We start from the raw sequence: 22,308 nt of genomic DNA on the forward strand, positions 1-22,308 counted from the left end.
GAGTACATGATACTCTGGGTTACGTGAACAAGATCACCCCAGATATCGACTCGGCTACCGACGGGCGTTCGGCCCGCTGGCAGGCGCACCGCAGCCAACGCCACGAGGAGCTGCTCAAGCTCGCCCGTAAGGCGGTGCACAAGCTCGGCCCGCAGGTCTCCATGGAGGAGATCGCGGCGCACGCCAAAACCTCCAAGCCGGTGTACTACCGCTACTTCGGCGACAAGGAGGGCCTGCGCCAGGCGCTGGGCGCCGTGGTCATCTCCGACTTCCGCGACTCCATCATCGCCGCCGGGCTCGCCGAGGGAGACGAGGCCGGGGCGCTGCGCGCAATGGTCACCGCCTATTTGGAACTGGCCAAGGGCAGCCCGAACCTGTACTTCTTCGTCACCGCGCAGACCCCGGATGTGCTCACCGCCCCGGATCGCGCGGCCACCGGCTCCACCGGGGCGCTGAACGCCTTCTTCGACGAGGTCACCTCGCTGATGAACGAACGGCTCAGCGCGCACTTCGCCGCGCACACGCTCGCCCCCTCCAGCGCCACGGCGCTCTGGCCGCGCGCGGCGCTGGGCATGATCCGCTCCGCCGGGGAACTCTGGCTGCGCCAGCCCGAGGCGCCGGGCAAGCCGAGCCTGAACGAACTTGCCGAGGCGCTGAGCGGCTGGCTCACCCACGGCATCTCCACCAACTCCCGCTCCTAGCATTCGAAAGGCCCCACTTATGACCAGCATCAATGTCCAAGCCCTCGCCGAACAGCTGCTCGGCCCCTACGCCGAGATCCGCAAGGCCTCCCGGGCCCGCGCCGCGGACCCGAAGCTGCAGCGCGATCCCGCGTGGTCCATGGATGAGCACCGCGAGCAGGTGCTCGGCCAGCTGAAGATCCTCGTCGAGCAGCAGGCCGTGCAGCGCGCCTTCCCGAAGGAATTCGGCGGGCAGGATGACCACGGCGGATCCATCGCCGCCTTCGAGGAACTCGTCGCCGCGGACCCCTCGCTGCAGATCAAGGCCGGGGTGCAGTGGGGGTTGTTCGCCGGCGCCATCCTGCATCTGGGCACCGCGGAGCACCACGCCAAGTGGCTGCCCGGCGCGATGAACCTCCAGGTCCCGGGCGCCTTCGCGATGACCGAGATCGGCCACGGCTCGGACGTCGCCGCGGTGGCCACCACCGCCACCTATGATCCGGACAGCGAAGAATTCATCATCCACACCCCCTTCGCCGCGGCCTGGAAGGAATTTCTGGGCAACGCCGCGCTGCACGGCACCGCCGCCACCGTGTTCGCGCAGCTGATCACCAACGGCGTCAACCACGGGGTGCACTGCTTCTACGTGCCGATCCGCGATGCCAACGGCGAGTTCCTGGACGGCATCGGCGGCGAGGATGACGGGCTCAAGGGCGGGCTGAACGGCATCGACAACGGTCGGCTGCACTTCACCCAGGTGCGCATCCCGCGCGGCAACCTGCTCAACCGCTACGGCGACGTGGCCGCCGACGGCAGCTACAGCTCCCCGATCTCCTCCCCGGGCCGGCGCTTCTTCACGATGCTCGGCACCCTGGTCCAGGGCCGCGTCTCGCTGGACGGCGCGGCCACCGGCGCGGCGAAGATGGCCCTGCAGATCGCGGTGACCTACGGCAACCAGCGCCGCCAGTTCAACAGCGTCTCGGACACCGAGGAGACCACGCTGCTGGACTACCAGCGCCACCAGCGCCGGCTGCTGCCCCGGTTGGCACGCACCTACGCGGCCAGCTTCGCCCACGATGAGCTGCTGGACAAGTTCGACGCGGTCTTCTCCGGCCGCGAGGACACCGACGAGGACCGCCAGGACCTGGAAACCCTGGCCGCGGCGCTCAAGTCGCTGAGCACCTGGGATGCGCTGGACACCATCCAGGAGGCCCGCGAGGCCTGCGGCGGCGCCGGCTTCATCGCCAAGAACCGCTTCACCCAGCTGCGCGCGGACCTGGACGTCTACGTGACCTTCGAGGGCGATAACAACGTGCTGCTGCAGCTGGTGGGCAAGCGCCTGCTCACCGACTACGCCGCGGAATTCCGCAAGCTCGATACCGGGGCGATGGCCCGCTACGTGGCCAAGCAGGTGGGCACCACCGCGCTGCACCGCTCGGGGCTGCGCAGCGTCGGCCAGGCCTTCGTGGACATCTCCGATGAGCGCAAGAGCGCGAACTTCTTCAAGGATCCGGAGAACCAGCGCGAACTGCTCACCGACCGGATCAACGCGAAGGTGGCCGAGGTGGCCACCGCGCTGCGCGCCGCCGGCAAGGACAAGCTCAAGGCCGCCAACGCCTTCAACGAGAACCAGGAGCTGCTCATCGCCGCCGCCCGCGCGCACGGCGAGCTGCTGCGCTGGGAGGCGTTCACCGCCGCGCTGGAGAAGATCTCCGACGAGCCGACCCGCGAGGTGCTCACCTGGCTGCGCGACGTCTTCGCGCTGAGCGTGATCGAAGACGATCTGGGCTGGTTCCTGGGGCACGGCCGGCTGTCCATGCAGCGCGCACGCACCCTGCCGGGCTACATCAACCGGCTGCTCGCCCGCCTGCGCCCGCACGCCCAGGAGCTGGTCGACGCCTTCGGCTACACCCAGGAGCACCTGCGCGCGGAGATCTCCAGCGGCATCGAAGCCGAACGCCAGGATGAGGCGATGGCGTACTTCGCCAAGCTGCGCGCCAGCGGCCAGGCCCCGGTCAGCGAGAAATCACTGAAGAAGGCCAAGGCCTAGCTGCTCAAGCAGGCCCGCCGGCGGATTGCTCCGCCGGCGGGCTGCTGTGTTTAAATCGGCTGCGCGAGCGCAACCAGGATCCCCTCGGGCCCGCGCACGTAGGCCATCTGCCAGCTGTCCTGGTACTCGCCGATGCCGCCGACCAGCTCATACCCCTCGGCCTGCAGCCCGGCGACCATGCCGCGCAGGTCCTCCACCTCAAAGGCGACGTTGCGGATGCCCAGTTCGTTGGCCATCGCCTGCGGCTGTCCGGGCCCGTGCTCGGGCCGTTCGAAGCTGGACAGCTCGATCCCCGCGGCACCGTCCTCGGCCAGCAGCATCACCACATTGGTGCGCGATCCGGGGATCCCGCAGACGGTTTCCAGAAACTCGCCCTCCATCCCGTCCACGCGCCCGGCGACGTGCATCCCCAGGCTCACAAAGAATTTGGTCACCGCATCCAGATCGGCGACGGTGATTCCCACATGGTCGAACTTCTTGATCCGTGGCATGGCGCAATCCCTTCGGGTTTCGTATGGCGCAAGTCCACATGCTACGCCCGCCCGGCGCCGGGCACCACAGCTGCTCAGGTTTTCTGCTGAGCAGAAGTCATAGCCGCCCGATGATCGACGCGGTCGACTCGACCGAGGCGAACCCGCCGCCCGATAAGTTGGTGGCGCTCACCTGCGTGAGCTGTTCGGCGCTAATCTTCAAGCCATCGTCGCCTGCGAGATCGAAGGTATGGCAGGCATCGATGGCCACCTGCGTGTTGAAGCCCAGGTTTCCGGCCATCCGCGCCGTGGTCTCCACGCACATATTGGTTTGTATGCCGCACAGGACGATGTGGCTGATGTTCTGCCCGGTGAGCCAACTTGCCAGATCCGGGGTGCCGTAGAACGAAGAATTCACGGTTTTAGTGATCCTGACGCTCGGAACGACATGTGCCAGGAACGGCTTCAGCTTCGACGTTGCGTGCTGCGGGTGGAACGTTGAACCGATGAGCTTGGAAGTGTGGGTGACGATGACGATCGGCAAACCGCGCTCTTGCCAGCAGGCGAGCAGCCTTTGCATATTCATTTCGGCCTCGGGGTTGTTTCGCCTCCCCCAGTGCTCGGCACAGTCGAAAGTTTGTTGCACGTCGATCATTACCAGTGCAGGATGTGCCGATGGCGCGGATTGGTCGATGTTGATTTCATTCATGGTTACTACTTTGCCGCCGGAAAGGCGCATACCGTGAGCGGCAGTTTTGACACTGTTCGATGATTTACCGCCATATAATTGGGTGATGCTCACCGTAGCCCTTTTGCTCATGCCAGGATCTAGACTTTTTGACGTCGCCATCGTCTCCGAGACCTGGGCAACCGAACGAATCTCGTCGCCGCCCTTGGATCTGGAGCTTCGTCGATGCTCCGCTGAATCGGGGCTCGTAGAGCTGACCGACGGGGCTACCTGCGCCGCGAATGGATCCCTCGAGTGGGCAGCACACGCGGACGTGTTGCTGATCCCCGGGTTAGGCAACGCCCGCAGCATTCCAGATGCCAAATACCTGCGAACCATCAGCGAAGCGCACCAACGGGGGGCGACCGTCGCATCGCTCTGCTCGGGCGCCTTCGTCTTGGCGGAGGCCGGCCTGTTGGATGGACAGAGCGCAACCACGCACTGGGCCTTGGCCGATGAATTCGCCCAACGATTTCCGCAAGTCGAGGTGGACCCCTCGGCGCTCTTCGTCGGCGGCAATCGCGTCTGGACATCGGCCGGCGTGGCCGCGGGCATCGATTTGAGCATCCACTTGATCCGCCAGTTGTGCGGCGGAAAGATCGCCACAACGGTTTCTCGTTCCATGGTGATGGCACCGCACCGCGCCGGAGGGCAGGCACAATTCGTCCGCACTCCGGTAGCCCTCAAGGATGCCGATGGGCAAGCACTTCACGCCGTGCGCAGCCTGTTGCAAGAAGATCCAAGCCAATCCCGAACCGCCGCTGACTATGCCAGGCGCGCCTGCATGTCCGAACGGACCTTTCTTCGACGCTTCGCTGCGGAAACGGGAACCACACCGCAGCAATGGGTGATGCGGTGGCGCGTCGATGAGGCCAGCCAATTGCTGGAGGACAGCACCAACTCCATTGCCGAGATCGCACGGGCGGTCGGCTATGCGACACCCGTCTCCTTCCGCCAGAGATTCCGGGCGATCAAGGGAGTGGCCCCGGCGGAATACCGCAAGGCTTTCCAGCTGCGGGGCTAGAACGGAGCCCCTGGCTACCACCGGCCTGCCCGCGGAAAATCGAGACGTTCCAGCAGCAATTCTGCGCAACGCGAGCAGCGTGACGCTCTGCAAGAGCTTTTGAAATAGTCCAGGGCCCGCCTAGTTGCTGCTCTTCGCCGCTTCCAGCGCCCGGTAGGCATTGATCAGCGCGGCGGTTTCGATTGCAGTTTTGACGTCGGGCATGGAGATGACGTGCTGCTGGTGGTAGCCCATATCGATCAGCACCGCGGGACCATCGCCGGTGATGAATCCCCTATCCGAAATATCCGATCGGTATCCCCAGCCTCCGTAGTCCAACGCCTTGATGTCTTTGATATGAACGCCTTTGATGCCGGCATAGTCCAGCTTCATAACCTTCCAAAAGCCGGAGGCCACGAACCGGGTTCCCGCCGAATCAACCACAAAGGTCCCGGCGAAAAAGATCCAGCAGATGGCTCCCGCGACAATCGAGGAAAAGACGATGTAAAACTGATCCATATACCAGCCGACAAGCACCGCCAGCAGCGCAAACGCCACCAGCAGATAGCGCAGCGGCGTCACCCGCAACGGGATTTCGTGGACTACGCGGTGCGCAGCGCGCTCCTCCTGGGTTCTTGATGCCAAGGAATCCGGATCATTGGCTAGTTCATCGGCCCGAACAGCTTCCACGCTTTGCTCGCGCACGATCTCCTCGGGACGGTAGGCCATAGCGGTTGCAAATCCTGCCAGGACGGAAGCGACAATGGCTCCGGCAATCACCGGGCTGGAAAACGCAGCATGTTCTGCGGTCACGCGATCGATTTGGCCGGCTACGAGGGCGAGGAACAGACCGGCAACCATGGAACTCAAGGCTACGCCGAAGCCCAGTCCGATGCGTGCAAGCATGAGCGAATGCGCACGCAGCAAAATCGCCGACCAGCATATGGCAACGCCAACAAACACCGTCAGCAGCACGGTCGATATGGCCACATTGGCGAGCGTGGCAAACTCGTCGACCTCCCCCCTGCCGTTCCAATGAACCGCAAGCTTTGCAGGTAATCGGCCTTGCACGCTGTACATCCACCCGCAAGCACTCAGCGCCAAGACCAGCAACCCGACGATGCTTCCGATAGCCCAATTTCTGCTGTACGTCTTCTTCTGTTCCGCCACGGCGCCCTTTCGCCTACCAGACCCTAAAGCCCATTCATTAGAATGAACACTACCAAGTGAAATAGGAGTCTTACAATAATCTGAGGATCCCTTGTCGAGCACTGGAAGGACTTCAAGACGAGTGCCGAAAGTAACGCGGCAAGGGATCCGCTCGTAGCTCCCAAAGCCATGACGCTCGCCCCAGGATGAATCGAATCCGGCATTTAATGCCTTGATGGCAATCCGCTCCAACTCGGCGATGCTTGCTTCAGCAAATCCGGATGCGATCTCTTGCCGAGAGCAAACGCTTCTTCAGCGCCGGCATCAAATTCCGCGGCATCCCTTCCTGCGCCATAGGCTTGGCGCCTGCACGCTCCCCTGTCTCGAAGATCGGAAGGCTTTAATTACCCCCTACGCTCCAGCGGAAAGTTGCCCCTCTTCTTCTTGGCTGAGCTGCCATACGGAACCAAGCGGTTGCCGTTGAGCTCGGCGGTGCCGGCGGATGGGTTAGCTCTCAGCGTTACGGGACCAATGCTGCATGAGTCTTTGCTGGGCTTGCTGTTCGCTCAGTCCTGAAATCTCTTGTGCGGACAGATGAAGTTGTTCTATGAGCGCAGCTTCCATCCACTCGGGCAGGACAGATCCCCGTGCGGGTTCAGGTGTGGCTTCAACGGATTCGTAGAGCCGTCCCATCTGGACAATGACGTCTTTGAGCGATTGAATCTTCGGGTCATCGCCCATGCGTGCGACCCGTGAGGTGAGCTCATCGTAAACTTCGCCATCCGAACGGGCGCCAACAGCCCAGACCTCAGAAATATCAAGAATTAGGCGGCCGGATGCGTCTTCGGTAATGCGCCATACGATTCTCCAGTCGCGATCGCCAACGACCAACTTGCGGAAACCGACTAGCGCACCGAGCAAAGGCTCGCCAGCCTCAGGAGATTTTTCGAGCAGCAGCATCTTCTTGAACACGGATCGCACGATCTGCGGATCCTTGTTGTGAAGACGGTACAAATCAGATACTGCGTCATCAGTTAGCCGGACGATGCACAGGCGCTCTTGAGGCTGATTCACGAATTATCAGACTGGGCTTCTTCGGCATTTTCCGCCTCAAGCTCTGCGCGGTTCAAATCAAAGAATTCCATCGCTTGGTCAAGAGTCGTGCGTACGCCGCTATCGGTGGCAAAGCGTGCCATCACCAGCGCAGCATCGCGGAGGGTGTCACGGTCATGGCGCAGCTGAGCGATTTCCTTGGCGGAAACGACTTCGGCCACAACCTTGCCATGGCGCGACAAAGGGGTATCCCGGCCTTCTTCGGCGGCGGCGACAAGCGCAGAAAGTCCCGCGCGTGATGCTTCGGTGATACTCAAAGTAGTCATATGAAAACTATATAGATTTCTACCTAGATTTTCTAGTGGGCGCGTTGACTCGTAATAAACCTCCGTCAAAGTACCTCTTGCTTCTCGGACTCTGCGGGTATCTGCTCAGCAGCATGGGACTGACAATGAGCGCACTCAAACAAGTCACCAAACAACTCGCGAACAGCTACCGGCTCGGCGCTAAAGCCGGGAAAACTCGGATCCTGGATGAACTGGTCGAAATCACCGGCTGGCACCGCGCCTACGCCCGCTGCGCCCTGCGAGAAGCACTGAAGCCCGCCAAACCACGGATCATCAGAGCAGGCAGGAAACCGACCTACCCGGCCGACCTGCAACCCGGCCTGATCCCGTGCTGGGCCGTCCTGCGTGGCCCAGCGTCGAAACTGCTGACGGCTTCCATGCCGTTTCTGGTGCCGATGCTGCGCGCCGAGAAAGCCCTGGACGTCACTGACGATCAAGCCGCTCTGCTGATCAAGATGAGCGCGTCAACGATCGACCGGCGCCTGGCTAACGAACGCCGGAAGATGATCCTTCATGGCAGGTCCCATACCAAGCCTGGCTCGCTGCTCAAGTCCCAAATTCCCATTCGCACGTGGGCCGAATGGGATGACGCGGTACCCGGATTTGTCGAGATCGATTTGGTGGGCCATGAAGGCGGCAACAGCCAAGGCGAATTCTGCTCCACCCGCTCCCGCTCCCGGTCAGGGAACAAGAACGACGGGGCGCACGTGGAACAGAAGAACTGGCCTCGGGTTCGTGAGCTCGCGGGTTACCAGCGCTATGACAGTCCCGAAGAGCTGGTATTGCTGAATCAGATTTGGGAGCTGGACCGGACCTTCACAAACTATCTTCTGCCGCAGCAGAAGCTGCTGCACAAGACTCGCAAAGGGGCCAAGGGCATCAAGGTGCATGTCCGGCCGGCGACTGCTCACCAGCGTGCGGTAGCGCATCCGGAAGTGAAGAAGATGCCAGTGATTCGGATGAACGGGCAGTTCAAGAAGATACGGGTCATGGCGTTGTCGCAGCAGATCTTTGGGTTGACCGGCAGCCTTGAGCGATTGTCGATATCTAAGTCCGGGTCCTCGGCCCGGTAGGCGAGAAAGGCTTCATCATGAGAAACCTGTTTCCCGGACGTTTTCATCTGACGCAACGTATCAGAGTTCCCGGAGGTATTGACATGACGCAACAGGGCCATTACTCCGAAAATAGCCCGAAGACACACAATTTAAGAGACACCCAATCCGGTGCAACAAGGCGAAGGAACTGCCGGGATGGTATGAAAAAGTCGATCCGTGCCTGCCGCACTCCATCGTGATGGACACCGGAGACGGACGGACCTGCCGGTCCCTGGCTCCCCCCAGCGACCGGAGTAGTCCGAGATACAACACCACCGGTCATCCACCTGCCCAAGCATCAACGAGAGTAAGCAACTTGACTGAAGTAGTCCTGCCCGAAGCACAGCCACAGGCCGCTAAGTAACGCGCCTCAGCGCATTCACGAGCGTGCGCGAGAACTGTTGTGAGTTATGCGGTGTCGAGCTCTTCAAGGCGCCCTTTTGGAAGCGCTAGGACGTATACGGTGGCAAAGACGATAAAAACGAGCACAAACGACAATAGTCCGATACCCGCACTCTGGGCGTTGGAACCATTGGGTTCTTGTCCAAAGGTGCTCATAACTGACCCAAGCCCAACACCAAGCACTGCATAGGCGAATGATTCCGTGCACACGACGATCGATTTTTCAATCTGATACCAGTGTCCAGACACGAAGAATCCCCTCGCGGTGACACCTCCAACGATGAATGCCACCGTCGCGATGATGCAACAGGTCACGAACATGCGCAATGCTGATCCGTAGCCAACCCCGTCCGGTCCGACATGAATTGCCACATGGTCCGGAATCCACGGGCTGGCCAGCCAATAAGCCAGCAGCGTCAAAGCGATAGACAAACTAGGGGCGAGAATGAATAAAAATCGAGTTCCAGCAGGGCATGCGATATGAGATTTGTCGGTATCCACTAGGCTTTTAGTCATTTTCACCTCCCATCGGTATCGAGTGATCTTCCTGCTAAGATCAGCAGCAACACCTTTTAGCCTACCGGAATGAGAAAGACCATGCTAGCGCCAACGCTTATTTCATTATTTTTGGCGCTGGTATTTATTGGGACTTACCTCGGGGAACGCCAGGACCGGAAGCGAACCCATTCGAAAGAGGACAAGTTTTTTAGCAACTGGTCCATCATCGCATTCTGGATCGCACTGTTCTTCACGGTGGTATTTGCACTCGGGCTCTTCACGAGGCTGGCAAACTAGCTGTTTAATTAGTTGAATCACTAGTACGCTCAGCGGTTACGGCGTAGCCATGAAGCGGCAGGTAATCTCGCGATTGGTGAGTGAACCAAATTCTCCACGCGGACACTTAATTGCTCGAAGTTTGCCAGCGTCTCCCCTTCGGCTAGTTAGCCCCGTGGCCAACGAACTAAACACGCAGAGGCAGTGATTTCACATTAATTATAGGAATGCGCTCACACCAGTAAGCTACGTAATCGTTCGCGATAGGCATCGAGTTCTTCTGCAGCGCAGGCAGGGCACGGGCTATCTAGACGGCTACTGGTCAACCGCTGCCGCAGGTCATGTCGAAGCGGGTGAGTCGGCCATCCAAGCTGCGGTTCGTGAGACGCGTGAGGAACTCGGGATCGAGCTGGATGCCATGCAGCTCAAGCCGCTCACCACCGTCCACCGGCCGCAGTCCAGCAACGAAACCGCCGGTGGTCGAATCGATTTCTTCTTCGAATGCACCACGTGGACGGGTGTGCCGCAGATTATGGAGCCGCATAAAGCCTCGGCGCTTACCTGGTTCGACCTTTGCGAGCTGCCTGGCAAAGTTGTTCCGCACGAGCGCTACATCCTAGAGCGGCTGGGCAACGACCTTCCGGCCATAATTGCCGCCAACTCCCTCATGGCGCAGTAATTTACGCTGGATCCGCCGCCAAGGGTTGGGCACCTCCATGGGAGTGGAATGCCTCAATATCTATCGTCGAAGTTGCGCCTCGGTCTCCGAGGCGGCACGCGGATGTGCGCGTGCCCTCCGGTCCAAGGATTACGCGCGCTTCGCCGCGGCGATAGGGCTAGTTCTCTGGCTCCGAAAGGTCCTTGGCCGGAAGGCTGTCCTGTTATGCGCGCAGCGCCGCGTCGAACCATCCGGTGATGCTCGCCGGGTGGGTGATCGCGGTACCGACCACGACGCAGAATGCTCCGGCATCCAGCGCGGCACGGGCTTGCGCCGGGGTGTGGATGCGTCCCTCGGCGACCAGCGGCCGGTCGAGCCCCGCGGAGGCAATCGAGGCGAGGAGCTCCAAGTCCGGGCCCTCGGTTTTGGCGCGTTCGCCGGTGTACCCGGCCAGTGTGGTGCCGATCAGATCGGCGCCGGCCGCGGCGGCCTCCAACGCGTCGTCGAGCGACCCGCAGTCGGCCATCACCAGTGCACCGGTTTGTTCGTGCACCGCGGTGATGGTTTGTTTCAGGGACTTGCCATCGGGGCGTTCGCGGCGTGTGCCGTCCAGCGCCACGATGTGCGCACCGGCCTGGGCCACGGCCACGGCATGGTGGATCGTCGGGGTGATGAACACGCCCTCATGGCCATCCTTGAATAAGCCGATTACCGGCACCTCGACCGCCGCACGGGTGAATTGGATATCCGCGATTCCCTGCACGCGGACGGCGGCCGCCCCACCGATCACCGCGGACGCGGCGACCTGCGCCATGGTCTGCGGGTTGCGCATGGGTTCGCCCGGATAGGCCTGCGCCGAGACGATCAAACCTCCGCGCAGGGCTTCTTGCTGTGACTTGCTGAGCAGCATGTCGCTACTTCCTCTCGTTGGCCGGCCAGAATAAGCTGGCCGCCCCGTAAAATGCTGCGTCGTTGCCCAGTTGGGCGGGCACAATTGCGGTGTGCGCCAGCGGGTCGATGGCCGAGGCGGCATAGCCGGCACGCAGCGCCTGCCACCAAAGGTCTCCGGCGCCAGCCATCCCGCCGGAGACGATGATCAGCTCCGGATCCAGCACGTTGCCCAGCGAGGCCAGCGCCATGCCGGCGGCCAGGGCCCCGGTCTGCAGCGCACGGCGGGCGAGCTCATCGCCTTGCCCCGCGCGAGCCGTCAGCTCGCGGGTGTCCAAGACGCCTTCATCTCCGCCGAGGCGGAGGTAGTGGCGGTGGATTGCCGGACCCGAGGCGATGGCTTCGACATGTCCGGTGCGGCCGCAGGAGCAGGGCAGCCCGGCCGCCAGCGGCGAGTCGACGTGCCCCATATGCCCTGCGACATGGTGCGCGCCGGAGAGCAATTGACCGTTGACCAGGTGCGCTCCGCCGATGCCGGTGCCGACCGCGAACAGCAAGACCTGCTTCGCCGCGCGTCCGGCGCCAGCGCGGGCCTCGCCAAGCCCGTGGGCGTGCACGTCGTTGACCGCGCGGACCGGCAGCCCGGTGCGGGCCAGCAGCTCGGTGCGCAAATCCGTTCCAGCCCACCCCGCGATGGTATCGGTGGCGGAGGCGACCTGCGCGTTCGCCGGGTCGATGACTCCGGCCGCGCCCAGGCCGAGGCCCAGAATTTCCTCGCTCGCCTTCCCGCGCAGCTGCGTCACGAGCCCGGCCATCGCGTCGAGCACCGCCGGCGCTCCAGCGCTCGCGGGGGTAGGCACCTGGCCGGTGGCGATGATCTGCCGGCGGGAATCCAGCACGGCGCCGGCGATTTTGGTGCCGCCCACATCCAGGGCGAGCACCGCGCCGGCGCCGAAGCGGAGTTCGCTCATGCTTAGCTGGCCGCCGCGGTGAGCAGTCCGGTTTCGTTCAGGATGGCGCGGATGGCGGTGGCCTCCTGCGCGTTCAGCGCTTCCATCGGCACGCTCATGGTGTTCGCCGCGATCACGCCGAGCTCGACCAGCGCGGTCTTGAAGGCGCCCAAGCCTGCGGCTCCGCCGGAGACACGGGCCGAATCCGGGGTGTAGACGATGTTGAACAGGGAGGAAAGGCGGTCCTGTTCGGCGGCGGCTCCGGCCCAATCGCCGGCCACTGCCAAGTCGAACAGGCGGCGGTAGCCAGCCGGGTCCACGTTGCCCAGACCCGGCACGACGCCGTGGGCGCCGCCGAGCAGCGCGCCGTCCACGACGACCTCGTGGCCGGTGAAGACCGAGAAGCCTTCGATCTCGCGGGTGGCCAGCAGCAGCTGGCGGAAGGACACGTCGTCTCCCGAGGAATCCTTCACGCCCACGATGACTCCATCGTTGGCCAGGCGGATTGCCACGTCCAGCGGCAGCTTGTGGTGGGTGCGCACCGGCACGTCATAGGCGAAGATGTCCACGTTCAGCGCGGCCTTGATCGCGCGGAAGTGCGCCTCGATTTCCGCGGCGTTGCTCAACGCGTAGAAGGGGGTGGTGACCACCAGCGCGTCGGCGCCGAGGGCCAGCAGCCGCGCCCCTTCCTCGATGGTGCGCACGGTGGTCTGCTCGCTGGCGCCTGCCAGGATCGGCACGCGTCCGGCGTTGGCGGCCACGATGGCGCGCATCACCTGCTCGCGTTCGGCGTTGGACAGGTAGGGCACCTCGCCCGAGGAGCCGAGCACGAACAGCCCGGAGACTCCCCCGGCGATCAGGTGTTCGACCACGCGCTGCAGGGATGGGATGTCGAGCTGGCCGTCGGCCGAGCGCGGGGTGACTACCGGTGGGATGACGCCGGTGTACTTCGGGTTATTAAGAAATGCCACGTAACTGATCCTTCTACTTGTGGCCCAATTCTTCGGGCCCTGAAATTGTGGGTGCCTAGAGCTGGAGCAGCGAGGGCGCTGCGCCCAGCAGGGTGCGGGTGTATTCGTTGGTCGGCGCGTCGAAAACCTGCGCGGCGCTGCCTTCCTCGACCAGCTCGCCGGAGTTCATCACGCAGATGCGGTCCGAAACGTAGCGCACGGTCTGAATGTCGTGGGAGATGAACACCATGCCGAGGTTCAGCTGCGCCTTCAGGTCGGTGAGCAGGTTGAGCACCTGGGCGCGCACCGAGACGTCCAGCGCGCTGGTGGGCTCGTCCGCGACGATCACTTCCGGCTCCAGGGCCAGTGCCCGGGCGATGGCCACGCGCTGGCGCTGCCCGCCGGAGACCTGGCTGGGCAGGGCGGTGGCGGCCGAGGCCGGCAGGCCGACCACGGAGAGCAGCTCCAGGGCGCGGGCGGTGCGCGAGGCGGCGTTGCCGATGCCGTGCACGCGCAACGGGTCGGTGAGTGTGTCCATAATGCTCATGCGCGGGTTCAGCGCGGTGGCCGGGTCTTGGAAGACCACTCCGACGGCCCGGCCGAAGGCCTTGCGCCCGGCGGCGTTGCGTTTGCCCACCGGCTTTCCGGCGAAGAGCACCTGCCCGCTGGTGGGTTCCTGCAGGCCGACCAGCACCGAGGCGAGGGTTGACTTGCCGCAGCCCGATTCGCCGACGATGCCCACCGTTTCGCCGCGGGCCACGGAGAAGTCCACCCCGTTGACCGCCTTGATCAGCCGCGGGGAGAACAGCTTGCCGCCGCGGATCTTGTGGTGCACGTGGATGCCGCGCAGCTCGATCACTGCCGTGTTGTCGGTGCTCATCGGTTAACTCCTGCATTCTCATGGCTGGCCCAGCGGTGTTCGGGATTCTCGGGCACCGGAACGAAGCTGGTGGCCCGGTGCGGGTCCGCGTCGGCACGCTGGCTGCGTTCGGCGAAGCGGTCCCCGGGCACGAAGTCGTACGGGCTGGGCACGGTGCCCGGAATCTGGTGCAGGCGCTCGGCCTGCGATTCGATGGAGAGCACCGCGCCGAGCAGGCCGCGGGTGTATTCATGCTGCGGGTTGGCCAGCACCGCGCGGATCGGGCCGGCCTCGATCACCTGCCCGGCGTACATCACGGTGACCCGGTGGGCCAGCGAGGCCACCAGGGCCAGATCGTGGCTGACGAAGACCATCGCAAAGCCGAGCTGCTCGCGCAGCTCGTTGAGCAGGTCCACCACCTGCTTCTGCACGGTGACGTCCAGCGCGGTGGTCGGCTCGTCGCAGACCACCAGTTTTGGGCGGCGCGAGAGGGCCATGGCGATCAGCACGCGTTGGCGCTGCCCGCCGGAGAGCTCATGCGGGTAGGAGCGCATGGTGCGCCGCGGATCCAGTTTCACCAGCGCCAGCAGCTCTTCGGGGCTCTTGCGCCCGCCGCGGCGGGTGAGCTGGCGCAGCTGCTCGCCGATGAGCATCGAGGGGTTCAGGCTGGAGAGCGCGTCCTGGTAGACCATCGCGATCGACTCGCCGCGCAATCCCTTGTAGACCTTGTCGTCCCCGGCCAGCGTGCCGCCGTCGGCGGTGGCCGGCAGCAGTTCCCTGCCTTCGAAGCTGATCGACCCGGACAGCTGCGCGCCGGGGCCGAGCAGGCCCATGATCGCCAGCGAGGTGATCGACTTGCCGCAGCCGGACTCGCCGACCAGCGCCATGGTTTCGCCTTCGCGCACGGTGAAGGACACGTCCTGCACGATCTGCGTATCCCCGTAACGGTCCGGGAAGCGGATCGAGAGGTTCTTGACCTCCAGGATGGTGCGCGGATCCGCCTCATCCAAGACGAGCCGGTCGGTGCGCTGGGATTCGGTGCGCGCCAGCAGGTCCAGTTCGCGGCGCAGCCGTTCGTGGGCGTGCTCGTCGGTGGCCGCCTTGGCCACGGCCGAGCGCTCTGCGCTCTTGGCGCGCGGCTTGCCCGCGCCCTTCACGTTGACCAGCGCGTCGGTCATGCCCTCGGCCAGGATATTCAGCGCCAGCACGGTGAGCAGGATGGTCAGGCCGGCGAAGGTGGTGGCCCACCAGGCGCCGTTGAGCACCAGGGTGCGGCCGTAGGAGATCACATTGCCCCAGCTCGGGGCCGGGTCCTGGATGCCCGCGCCGAGGAAGGAGAGCGAGGCTTCGAGGATGATCGCGTCGGCGACCATCACGGTGGCGAAGACCATCACCGGGGCGGCGCAGTTGCGCAGCACATGGGTGCCGAGGATGAAGAAGCGTCCGGCGCCGATCACGCGTTCGGCGCGCACATAGTCCTCGCCCCATTGGGCGAGCACGTTGGCGCGGACCACGCGGGCGATCTGCGGGGTGTAGATGATCGCGATCGACAGGATGATCACCGGCAGCGAGTTGCCCAGCGAGGCCAGCAGCGCGGCGGCCAGGGCGATGCCCGGGAAGGCCATCAGCATGTCCATGATGCGCATGATCGTCTCGTTGGCCCACTTGCTGCTGGTGGCGGCCAGGGCGCCGAGCAGCCCGCCGAGCACCAGGGCCAGCGCCACCGAGCCGAGGCCCACCAGCAGCGAGGCCTGCGCGCCGTGCAGCAGCCGGGAGAGGATATCGCGGCCCAGGCGGTCGGTGCCGAAGAGGTGTTCGGCCCCCGGGGCTTGGGCCGGGGTGCCGGTGGCTAGCGGATCGTGCGGGGCGAGCACCGGGGCCAGCAGCGCGAGCAGGCCCACCAGGACCAGGAAAGCCAAGGAGATCTTGGAGCCCAGGGTCAGCGCGCGGAAGCGGCTGCCGCCCGCGCTGAGGCGTTGCACCAGATTGTTGCGTGGGGCCATGATGGTCATCGCTACACCGTCCTAATACGTGGGTTGATCAGCAGGTACAACAGGTCGACGGCGATGTTCACCAGCACGAAGGTCATCGCGATGGTCAGCACCACGCCCTGGACCAGGTTCGTGTCCTGATTGGTGATGCCGTTCATGATCAGCTGTCCCATGCCGGGCAGCGAGAAGATCATCTCGATGACCACCGCGCCGCCGAGCAGGTAGCCGATGCGCAGCCCCAGCACGGTCACCGGGGTGACCAGTGCGTTGCGCAGCACGTTGCGGCTGACCACCTCATTGCGGGGCACGCCGTTGCCGATGGCGGTGCGCACGTAGTCGCGGTCCAGCTCCTCGACCATGGAGGTGCGCACCACGCGAGTCAGCGAGGCGGAGACCGGGATGGCCAGGGCCAGCGCGGGCAGGGCCATATGGCTCAGCCAGGAGCCGAAGCCGCCGCCAGCCGGGGCGGCGCCGCCGGAGGGGAAGAGCGGGTTCGCGCCCAGGGCGAACCACTGGATGAGCAGGATGCCCAGCCAGAAGGATGGGGTGGCGATCGCGGCGATGGAGAAGATGCGCACCAGCTGGTCCGGCCACTTGTCGCGGTAGAGCGCGCCGAGCACACCGAAGACCAGCGAGATCACCACGGCGATGACCACCCCGAGGAAGGTCAGCTGCAAGGTCAGCGGGAAGGCGCCCTGGATCATGGTGCTCACCGACTGGGCCGGCGGCGTGGTGCTGCCGAAGTCCAGCCGGATCAGCCGGGCGAGGAAGGCGAAGTACTGGATGAAGATCGGATCGTTGAGTCCGCGTTCTTCCCGGTAGGCTTCCTTGGCGGCCGCCGAGGCACCTTCGCCCAGGGCGCTGGTTGCCTCGTCGCCGGGGGCGAGTTTGAGGATGATGAAGACCAGCAGCGAGATGCCCAGAATCATCACGGGCAGTGCCGCGAGGCGGCGTAGCAGCAGGTTGAGGAAATTTCCCACGCAAGGACTCCGTTGGGTTGGGAAGTGAATGTGGCTCGTCTCTGGCCGGGCTCCGCCCGCGAAGGCGGTGCCCGGCCAGGCGGTGCGGCTAGGCCTTAGGCGATACGCCGACGAAGGACACCCCGGTGGTCGGCAGCGGCGCGAAGCCCTCGACCGCATCGGGGTTCCAGGCGGTGGGCAGCTGGCGGTGCAGCACCGGGTAGAGCGGCACCTCGGCGGCGATCAGGTTGATGGCCTTGCCCCACGCTTCCTTGGCCTTGGCCGCATCTTCGGCCTTGACCGCCTGGTCGAGCAGCGTCTGCAGGTCCTTGTATTCCTTGGTTCCGCTCCAGCGGAAGCGGGACTTAGGCCAGACATCTCCGCGGTAGAACCAGGACAGCAGCAGGTCCAGGTCGTTGCCGAATACCGATGGGTCGCCCGGGGCGGCGACCACGGTGAACTTCCCGGAGTCCACATTGTCTGCGTACAGGGCACCGGACTGCAGGTTCTGCATGGTCACCGAGACGCCCGGGATCTTGTTCCAGGATTCGAGGATCAGCGGGGCGATGTCCTTCACCCAGGAGGTGTCAGTGGTCTTCAGCTCGAAGCTCAGGTTGCCCACTCCGGCTTCCTTCAGCAACGCTTCGGCCTTGGCCGGATCGTAGTTGTAGACGGTGTCCGCCTTGAGGTACTCCGGGTGGGTGTCCTGCACATAGGAGGTCGCGGCCTTGGCATTGCCCAGCAGCGCGGTCTGGATGATGGATTCGGTGTCCAGCCCGTAGTGCAGGGCCTGGCGGACCTTGGCATCGTCGAAGGGTTTCTCGGCGCAGTTGAACATCAAGAAGAGCAGGCCGAAGGACTGCACCGATTCCACGCTGGCCTTTGCCTTCAGGCGCTCCATATCCAGGTAGGGCACGTCTTCGATGGCCTGGACGCGGCCCGATTCCATGGCGGTTACCCGGGCGGCCGCATCGGAGAGCAGGAACCAGGTCATCTTTTCGGCCGTGGCCACCTGGCTGCCGTTGTAGCCCGCGTGCTTGGCGAATTCGATCTTGTCGTCCTTGGTGGCGGAAACGAACTTGTACGGGCCCGAGCCGATCGGGGTGGCGTCGAAGGCCAGCTGGTCCTTGGAGGCGATGGCCTTCGGGACGACCTTGACCACCGAGATCCGGGTGGGGAACAGCGGGAAGGCGTAGTTCAGGGTGAAGGAAACGGTGTTTGCATCCTTGGCCTTGACCGACTTGATGAACGGGATGAACTGCGCGAACAGCGAGGCATTCTTGGTGTCCAGCACGCGTTCGAAGGAGTACACCACATCCTCGACGGTGACCGGCTTGTCATCGTGGAAGGTCGCGTCCTGGCGCAGCGCCACTTCCCAGGTGGTGTCGTCGACCTGGACCGGCTGGGCGGCGGCCAGCGCCAGATACGGTTCGCGGGTGGCCGGGTGCAGATCGACCAGGCCTTCGAAAATGTGCATGTTCGCCGCGTAGGGCGTGGCCCCCGAGGAGGTCATCGGGTCAAACCCGGTGGACAGGGCATAGGAAATGCCGGCGGTGAGCAGGCCTGCGGCGGCAGCTGACCCGGATCCGCCGGATCCTTCGGCGCTGCTGCCCGATGAGCAAGCGGCGAGGCTGGCGGAGAATGCCGCGGCCGCGCCGACCATGCCGGTAATCTTCAAAAAGTCTCGACGAGCATAGGGCTTACTTGCCACTTCGTTAAGTGCCATCGATGCCACCTCCAAGGAAATAAAGTCAGTTCATCGGACGTAGGATGTCCGATCTATAGCCTAGACTGTAATGGTAATCACTAGCGGTGGTCAACTAGCTCACAACCGCGAATTGGAAAATTGGAGAAGTTCATGACAACTAACGGGCCACGCCGCACCGATGCAAAGTCACGCCTGCGGGCGCTGACCTCCGATATCACCGCGTTGATCCTGGAACGGAATCTGCTTCCCGGAGACCCGTTGCCCACCGAACAGGATTTGATGGCCGAGCTGGGCGTGGGGCGCAATTCGCTGCGCGAAGCGGTGAAGGTGCTCCAGGCGCTGGGCATCATCGACACCCGGCACGGTTTTGGCATGTTCGTCGCGGAGAATACGCTCAGCGCGCTGCACGATTCGCTCTCCTTCCGCGGGCAGATGTCGCTGCGCCACCGCGGCCACGAGGCCGGCGAGCTGGTCGATGTGCGCCAGGCCCTGGAGACCGGGCTGATCGACCAGGCCATCCGCGCGGTGACCGAAGAACACCTGCTTGCGCTGGAGGCCAGCGTGGTGAGCATGGAGCAATCGGCGGTCGATGGCGACATGTTCACCGACGCGGACCGGGACTTCCATCGAATCCTCTTCGAGCCGCTGAATAACACCCTGCTCAGCAATCTGCTTGGCGTGTTCTGGGAGGTCTACCATTCGATCCACGACGTGATCGGCCAGGCCGAGCCGGATAAGCCGACGCTGCTGGAGACCGCGGCGGCCCACCGCGCGATTCTCGAGGCGGTTCGCGCCAAGGACATCGAGCAGGCCCGCCTGCTGCTGGCCGAGCATTTCCAGGGAATTCGCCAACTGCTAGCCCGAATGCACGCCGCGGCGAAATAACTGCCATCCCCCGAGGCATTATCAAACATTTATTTCACAGCTAAGCTGTAAGGGTGGACACATTAGAACGCTATGCACCCAATGAGAACCTGCGACGCGACGAGGCAGCTTGGCGCGCGGCCAACATCAGTTGGCACTTCGCAGAAGTCGAGCTTGACCTGAGCAATGCCACCGCCGGAGCGGAAACGTCCTTCGCCGCGGTGACGACGCTGAACTTCACCTCGGCCTCCGGCGAAACCTTCATCGACTACATACACGAGTCGATCCAGAGCATTGTGCTCAACGGGTCCGAAATCCCGGTGGCCGATGCGGTGCTCGACGCCCGCATCTATCTGCGCGGATTGCGCACCGACGCACCGAACACCGTGCGGATCGCCGGACGCTCGAGCTATTCCCGCTCCGGCGAGGGCTTGCACCGCTTCGTGGATCCGCAAGATGGGCAGACCTACCTCTACACGCAGTTCGAGCCCTCCGAGGCGCGCCGCGTCTTCGCCTGCTTCGAGCAGCCGGATCTGAAGACTAGCTACCGCTTCACGCTCACCGGCCCGGAAGGCTGGCATCTGGCCAGCAACCAGCAGATCCTCGACGAGGTCAACAACGGCGACGGCAGCAAAACCGTTTCCTGCGCGCCGACCGCGCCGATCTCCAGCTACATCACCGCGGTGCTCGCCGGCCCCTACCACGTCGTGCGCGGAACGCACCTGCAGAAATTGGCCGACGGCGAAGAGCTGAGCATCGAGATGGCGGCCACCTGCCGGGCCTCGCTGGCCGAGCACTTCGACGGCGAAGAGATCCTGAAGCTGACCAGCCAGGGCCTGGATTACTTCCACGAACTCTTCGACTTCCCCTACCCCTGGGGCAAATACGATTCGGCCTTCGTCCCCGAATACAACCTCGGCGCCATGGAAAACCCCGGACTGGTGACCTTCACCGAACGCTATGTATTCACCTCGCAGGCCACCGAGGCCCAGCACGAGCAACGCGCCAACACCCTGATGCACGAGATGGCGCATATGTGGTTCGGCGACCTGGTCACCATGAGATGGTGGGATGATCTGTGGCTCAAGGAGTCCTTCGCGGACTACATCGGCACCCTGGCCAATGACGAGGCCACCGACTTCTCCACCGCCTGGACCACCTTCGCGGCCCGCCGCAAGGCCTGGGCCTATGTGGCGGACCAGATGCCTAGCACCCACCCGATCGTGGCGGATATTCCGGATCTGCTGGCCGCAGACCAGAACTTCGACGGCATCACCTACGCCAAGGGCGCGTCCGTGCTCAAGCAGCTGGCCGCCTTCGTCGGCGCCGAGGCGTTCCGCGACGCGGCGCGCGCCTACTTCCGCGAGCACGCGTACGCCAACACCACACTGGAAGACTTCCTGCAGGCCCTGGAAAAGGCCAGCGGGCGCGATATGCGCGGTTGGGCCGATGCCTGGCTGAAGACCAGCGGGGTGCCGAAGCTCGCGGCGCACTACACGGTGGACGAATCGGGCCTGATCACCACCGCGCAATTGGAGCAGCGCGGGACCGACCCGATCAGCGGCGAGCCGATCATCCGCCCCCACGTGCTGAGCGTGGCCGCCTACACGCTGCGCGCCGGCATCTTGGAGCGCAGCGAATCCCAACGCGTGGAACTTGTGGGAGCCAGCGTCGACCTGGATTTCCTGGTTGGCCAGCGCGCCCCGGACCTGTTGCTGCCCAACGACGGGGATGAAACCTACGCGTTGATCGAATTCGACCAGCGCTCGCTGCAGACCCTGCTGGAGCACCTGGGCGCGCTGCGCGATTCCTTGCCGCGTGCCACCTGCTGGGCCTCGCTCTGGGATGCGGTCCGCCAGGGAAAACTCGATGCGCAAAGCTATGTGGCGGCGATTTTGGAGCACGCCCACACCATCGAGGACTCGGGGGTGTTCTCGGTGCTGCTGGACCAGCTGGCCACCTCGATCTCCAAGTATGTCGCCCCGGAACTTCGCGCGGCACTGCGCGAGCAGGCGGCTCGGGTGCTCACCGGTTGGCTCACGGATTTCGCTTCCGGCAGCGACCAGCAAACCACCACCGCGCGCATGCTGGCCCGTCTGGCGCGCTCCGGAGTGGCGCCGGAGATCATCGATTCCTTCCTCGCCGAGGAACCGAATCCCTATCGAGTCACCGTCGACGAGCAGCTGCGCTGGGCCAGCTATATTGCCCTCGCGGCCTCCGGCCGGTTGGACTCCGCCGCCCAGGAGCGGATGCATGAGGCGGCGAAGGCCAACCCGACCAGCGTCGCGCAGAACTCGGTGCGCACCGCCTTGGCCGCCCGCCCGGATGCCGCGGTCAAAGAAGCCGCCTTCGACACGGTGCTGATGGGCCACGACGACAACGGTTCGCTGTCCAACGACGCGCTCTCGGCGATCGCCCAAGGTTTCGCCATGGGATCTCCCAGCCTCCTGGCCGACTGCCAGCGGCGCTACTGGGCGGCCATCCTGCCGGTCTTCGAAACGATGAGCATGGAATTCGCCACGCGCGTGATCGAGGGGCTCTATCCGGGCATCCAGGATCTGACCGGCGACCCGGAGCAGAACCCGACACTGCTTGCGGCTAACGCCTGGCTGGAGGCCAACCAGTCGGCGCCGGCCGCCCTGCAACGCATCCTCATCGAGGAACGTGCAGAGCTTCAGCGCAGCCTGCAGGCGCAGTCCTTCAGCCGGATCAGCCGCTAGATTACCCCGGCT

Annotated in this window: 21 protein-coding genes; 8 read left to right on the forward strand and 13 right to left on the reverse strand. The window is 64.1% G+C overall.

Annotation, left to right across the window (positions count from 1 at the left end; translation table 11 throughout):
• Window positions 1-23 precede the first annotated feature (23 nt).
• Window positions 24-701 (forward strand): TetR/AcrR family transcriptional regulator, encoded by a 678-nt coding sequence (locus CQ019_RS05295; protein ID WP_105552093.1) that lies wholly within the window; start codon window positions 24-26, stop codon window positions 699-701.
• 19 nt (window positions 702-720) lie between these two features.
• Window positions 721-2,730 carry an acyl-CoA dehydrogenase gene (locus tag CQ019_RS05300; RefSeq protein WP_105569081.1) on the forward strand — a complete coding sequence of 670 codons (2,010 nt, stop codon included), beginning with the start codon at window positions 721-723 and terminating at the stop codon, window positions 2,728-2,730.
• A gap of 50 nt (window positions 2,731-2,780) precedes the next feature.
• Here CQ019_RS05300 and CQ019_RS05305 read toward each other — a convergent pair whose 3' ends face one another.
• Both CQ019_RS05305 and CQ019_RS05310 read right to left on the reverse strand, forming a co-directional pair.
• Complete coding sequence (locus CQ019_RS05305) at window positions 2,781-3,221, reverse strand: VOC family protein (RefSeq protein WP_181148251.1); 441 nt, start codon at window positions 3,219-3,221, stop codon at window positions 2,781-2,783.
• A 97-nt stretch (window positions 3,222-3,318) separates the two neighbouring features.
• Window positions 3,319-4,002 carry an isochorismatase family protein gene (locus CQ019_RS05310; RefSeq protein WP_258133861.1) on the reverse strand — a complete coding sequence of 228 codons (684 nt, stop codon included), beginning with the start codon at window positions 4,000-4,002 and terminating at the stop codon, window positions 3,319-3,321.
• Here CQ019_RS05310 and CQ019_RS05315 point away from each other — a divergent pair.
• Window positions 3,995-4,951, forward strand: a complete 957-nt coding sequence (locus CQ019_RS05315) for a GlxA family transcriptional regulator (RefSeq protein ID WP_105569082.1) — start codon at window positions 3,995-3,997, stop codon at window positions 4,949-4,951. The two genes, CQ019_RS05310 and CQ019_RS05315, sit on opposite strands and share 8 nt — an antisense overlap.
• A gap of 120 nt (window positions 4,952-5,071) precedes the next feature.
• Here CQ019_RS05315 and CQ019_RS05320 read toward each other — a convergent pair whose 3' ends face one another.
• The 3 genes from CQ019_RS05320 to CQ019_RS05330 all read right to left on the reverse strand — a co-directional run bounded on the left by CQ019_RS05320 (window position 5,072) and on the right by CQ019_RS05330 (window position 7,458).
• Entirely contained in the window at window positions 5,072-6,331 is a 1,260-nt protein-coding gene (locus CQ019_RS05320) for a DUF1648 domain-containing protein (RefSeq protein WP_146113323.1), read from the reverse strand.
• Between the two features lie 255 nt (window positions 6,332-6,586).
• On the reverse strand, window positions 6,587-7,153 hold the full coding sequence (locus tag CQ019_RS05325) for a type II toxin-antitoxin system RelE/ParE family toxin (RefSeq protein WP_219844237.1): 567 nt from the start codon (window positions 7,151-7,153) through the stop codon (window positions 6,587-6,589).
• Complete coding sequence (locus CQ019_RS05330) at window positions 7,150-7,458, reverse strand: type II toxin-antitoxin system Phd/YefM family antitoxin (protein ID WP_105552087.1); 309 nt, start codon at window positions 7,456-7,458, stop codon at window positions 7,150-7,152. Before CQ019_RS05330 ends, CQ019_RS05325 begins: the two co-directional genes overlap by 4 nt.
• A 125-nt stretch (window positions 7,459-7,583) precedes the next feature.
• On the opposite strand from CQ019_RS05330, the gene CQ019_RS05335 reads away from it, so the two are divergent.
• Window positions 7,584-8,552, forward strand: coding sequence for an integrase (locus CQ019_RS05335; RefSeq protein WP_105569084.1), 969 nt, complete (start codon window positions 7,584-7,586; stop codon window positions 8,550-8,552).
• A 429-nt stretch (window positions 8,553-8,981) separates the two neighbouring features.
• On the opposite strand, the gene CQ019_RS05340 is transcribed toward CQ019_RS05335, so the two are convergent.
• On the reverse strand, window positions 8,982-9,491 hold the full coding sequence (locus tag CQ019_RS05340) for a hypothetical protein (protein WP_146112396.1): 510 nt from the start codon (window positions 9,489-9,491) through the stop codon (window positions 8,982-8,984).
• A 69-nt stretch (window positions 9,492-9,560) separates the two neighbouring features.
• Here CQ019_RS05340 and CQ019_RS05345 point away from each other — a divergent pair, with 69 nt between their 5' ends.
• Together CQ019_RS05345 and CQ019_RS05350 are read left to right on the forward strand one after the other, a co-directional pair.
• A complete protein-coding gene (locus tag CQ019_RS05345) occupies window positions 9,561-9,770 on the forward strand; it encodes a hypothetical protein (protein ID WP_146112395.1) in 210 nt (69 codons plus the stop codon).
• Between the two features lie 232 nt (window positions 9,771-10,002).
• Window positions 10,003-10,428 carry an NUDIX domain-containing protein gene (locus CQ019_RS05350; RefSeq protein ID WP_258133871.1) on the forward strand — a complete coding sequence of 142 codons (426 nt, stop codon included), beginning with the start codon at window positions 10,003-10,005 and terminating at the stop codon, window positions 10,426-10,428.
• A gap of 202 nt (window positions 10,429-10,630) precedes the next feature.
• Here CQ019_RS05350 and CQ019_RS05355 read toward each other — a convergent pair whose 3' ends face one another.
• From CQ019_RS05355 to CQ019_RS05385, 7 genes are all read right to left on the reverse strand, one after another.
• On the reverse strand, window positions 10,631-11,317 hold the full coding sequence (locus CQ019_RS05355) for an N-acetylmannosamine-6-phosphate 2-epimerase (protein ID WP_105569086.1): 687 nt from the start codon (window positions 11,315-11,317) through the stop codon (window positions 10,631-10,633).
• Window positions 11,318-11,321: 4 nt separating this feature from the next.
• Window positions 11,322-12,266, reverse strand: a complete 945-nt coding sequence (locus CQ019_RS05360; protein WP_105569087.1) for an ROK family protein — start codon at window positions 12,264-12,266, stop codon at window positions 11,322-11,324.
• Between the two features lie 2 nt (window positions 12,267-12,268).
• Window positions 12,269-13,216 carry a dihydrodipicolinate synthase family protein gene (locus tag CQ019_RS05365; protein ID WP_105569088.1) on the reverse strand — a complete coding sequence of 316 codons (948 nt, stop codon included), beginning with the start codon at window positions 13,214-13,216 and terminating at the stop codon, window positions 12,269-12,271.
• Between the two features lie 55 nt (window positions 13,217-13,271).
• Window positions 13,272-14,075 carry an ABC transporter ATP-binding protein gene (locus tag CQ019_RS05370; RefSeq protein WP_105569089.1) on the reverse strand — a complete coding sequence of 268 codons (804 nt, stop codon included), beginning with the start codon at window positions 14,073-14,075 and terminating at the stop codon, window positions 13,272-13,274.
• On the reverse strand, window positions 14,072-16,066 hold the full coding sequence (locus tag CQ019_RS05375) for a dipeptide/oligopeptide/nickel ABC transporter permease/ATP-binding protein (protein WP_374954776.1): 1,995 nt from the start codon (window positions 16,064-16,066) through the stop codon (window positions 14,072-14,074). Before CQ019_RS05375 ends, CQ019_RS05370 begins: the two co-directional genes overlap by 4 nt.
• Before the next feature lie 2 nt (window positions 16,067-16,068).
• Window positions 16,069-17,025 carry an ABC transporter permease gene (locus CQ019_RS05380; protein WP_176484106.1) on the reverse strand — a complete coding sequence of 319 codons (957 nt, stop codon included), beginning with the start codon at window positions 17,023-17,025 and terminating at the stop codon, window positions 16,069-16,071.
• Window positions 17,026-17,113: 88 nt separating this feature from the next.
• Complete coding sequence (locus CQ019_RS05385; RefSeq protein WP_105552079.1) at window positions 17,114-18,730, reverse strand: ABC transporter substrate-binding protein; 1,617 nt, start codon at window positions 18,728-18,730, stop codon at window positions 17,114-17,116.
• 132 nt (window positions 18,731-18,862) lie between these two features.
• Between CQ019_RS05385 and CQ019_RS05390 the strand changes: the two genes are divergently transcribed.
• A complete protein-coding gene (locus CQ019_RS05390) occupies window positions 18,863-19,597 on the forward strand; it encodes a FadR/GntR family transcriptional regulator (protein ID WP_105552078.1) in 735 nt (244 codons plus the stop codon).
• A gap of 53 nt (window positions 19,598-19,650) precedes the next feature.
• Window positions 19,651-22,296, forward strand: coding sequence for an aminopeptidase N (pepN, locus tag CQ019_RS05395; RefSeq protein WP_105569090.1), 2,646 nt, complete (start codon window positions 19,651-19,653; stop codon window positions 22,294-22,296).
• Window positions 22,297-22,308: the final 12 nt, after the last annotated feature.

The organism is Arthrobacter sp. MYb229, assembly GCF_002975405.1.
Lineage (GTDB): Bacteria > Actinomycetota > Actinomycetes > Actinomycetales > Micrococcaceae > Glutamicibacter.

Excerpts from the sequence above, each read along its gene's own strand:
- CQ019_RS05300 (WP_105569081.1), top strand. The coding sequence starts at position 721 with ATGACCAGCATCAATGTCCAAGCCCTCGCCGAACAGCTGCTCGGCCCC.
- CQ019_RS05305 (WP_181148251.1), bottom strand. The coding sequence starts at position 3,221 with ATGCCACGGATCAAGAAGTTCGACCATGTGGGAATCACCGTCGCCGAT.
- CQ019_RS05315 (WP_105569082.1), top strand. The coding sequence starts at position 3,995 with ATGCTCACCGTAGCCCTTTTGCTCATGCCAGGATCTAGACTTTTTGAC.
- CQ019_RS05330 (WP_105552087.1), bottom strand. The coding sequence starts at position 7,458 with ATGACTACTTTGAGTATCACCGAAGCATCACGCGCGGGACTTTCTGCG.
- CQ019_RS05335 (WP_105569084.1), top strand. The coding sequence starts at position 7,584 with ATGAGCGCACTCAAACAAGTCACCAAACAACTCGCGAACAGCTACCGG.
- CQ019_RS05340 (WP_146112396.1), bottom strand. The coding sequence starts at position 9,491 with ATGACTAAAAGCCTAGTGGATACCGACAAATCTCATATCGCATGCCCT.
- CQ019_RS05345 (WP_146112395.1), top strand. The coding sequence starts at position 9,561 with ATGAGAAAGACCATGCTAGCGCCAACGCTTATTTCATTATTTTTGGCG.
- CQ019_RS05355 (WP_105569086.1), bottom strand. The coding sequence starts at position 11,317 with ATGCTGCTCAGCAAGTCACAGCAAGAAGCCCTGCGCGGAGGTTTGATC.
- CQ019_RS05360 (WP_105569087.1), bottom strand. The coding sequence starts at position 12,266 with ATGAGCGAACTCCGCTTCGGCGCCGGCGCGGTGCTCGCCCTGGATGTG.
- CQ019_RS05370 (WP_105569089.1), bottom strand. The coding sequence starts at position 14,075 with ATGAGCACCGACAACACGGCAGTGATCGAGCTGCGCGGCATCCACGTG.
- CQ019_RS05375 (WP_374954776.1), bottom strand. The coding sequence starts at position 16,066 with ATGACCATCATGGCCCCACGCAACAATCTGGTGCAACGCCTCAGCGCG.
- CQ019_RS05385 (WP_105552079.1), bottom strand. The coding sequence starts at position 18,730 with ATGGCACTTAACGAAGTGGCAAGTAAGCCCTATGCTCGTCGAGACTTT.
- CQ019_RS05390 (WP_105552078.1), top strand. The coding sequence starts at position 18,863 with ATGACAACTAACGGGCCACGCCGCACCGATGCAAAGTCACGCCTGCGG.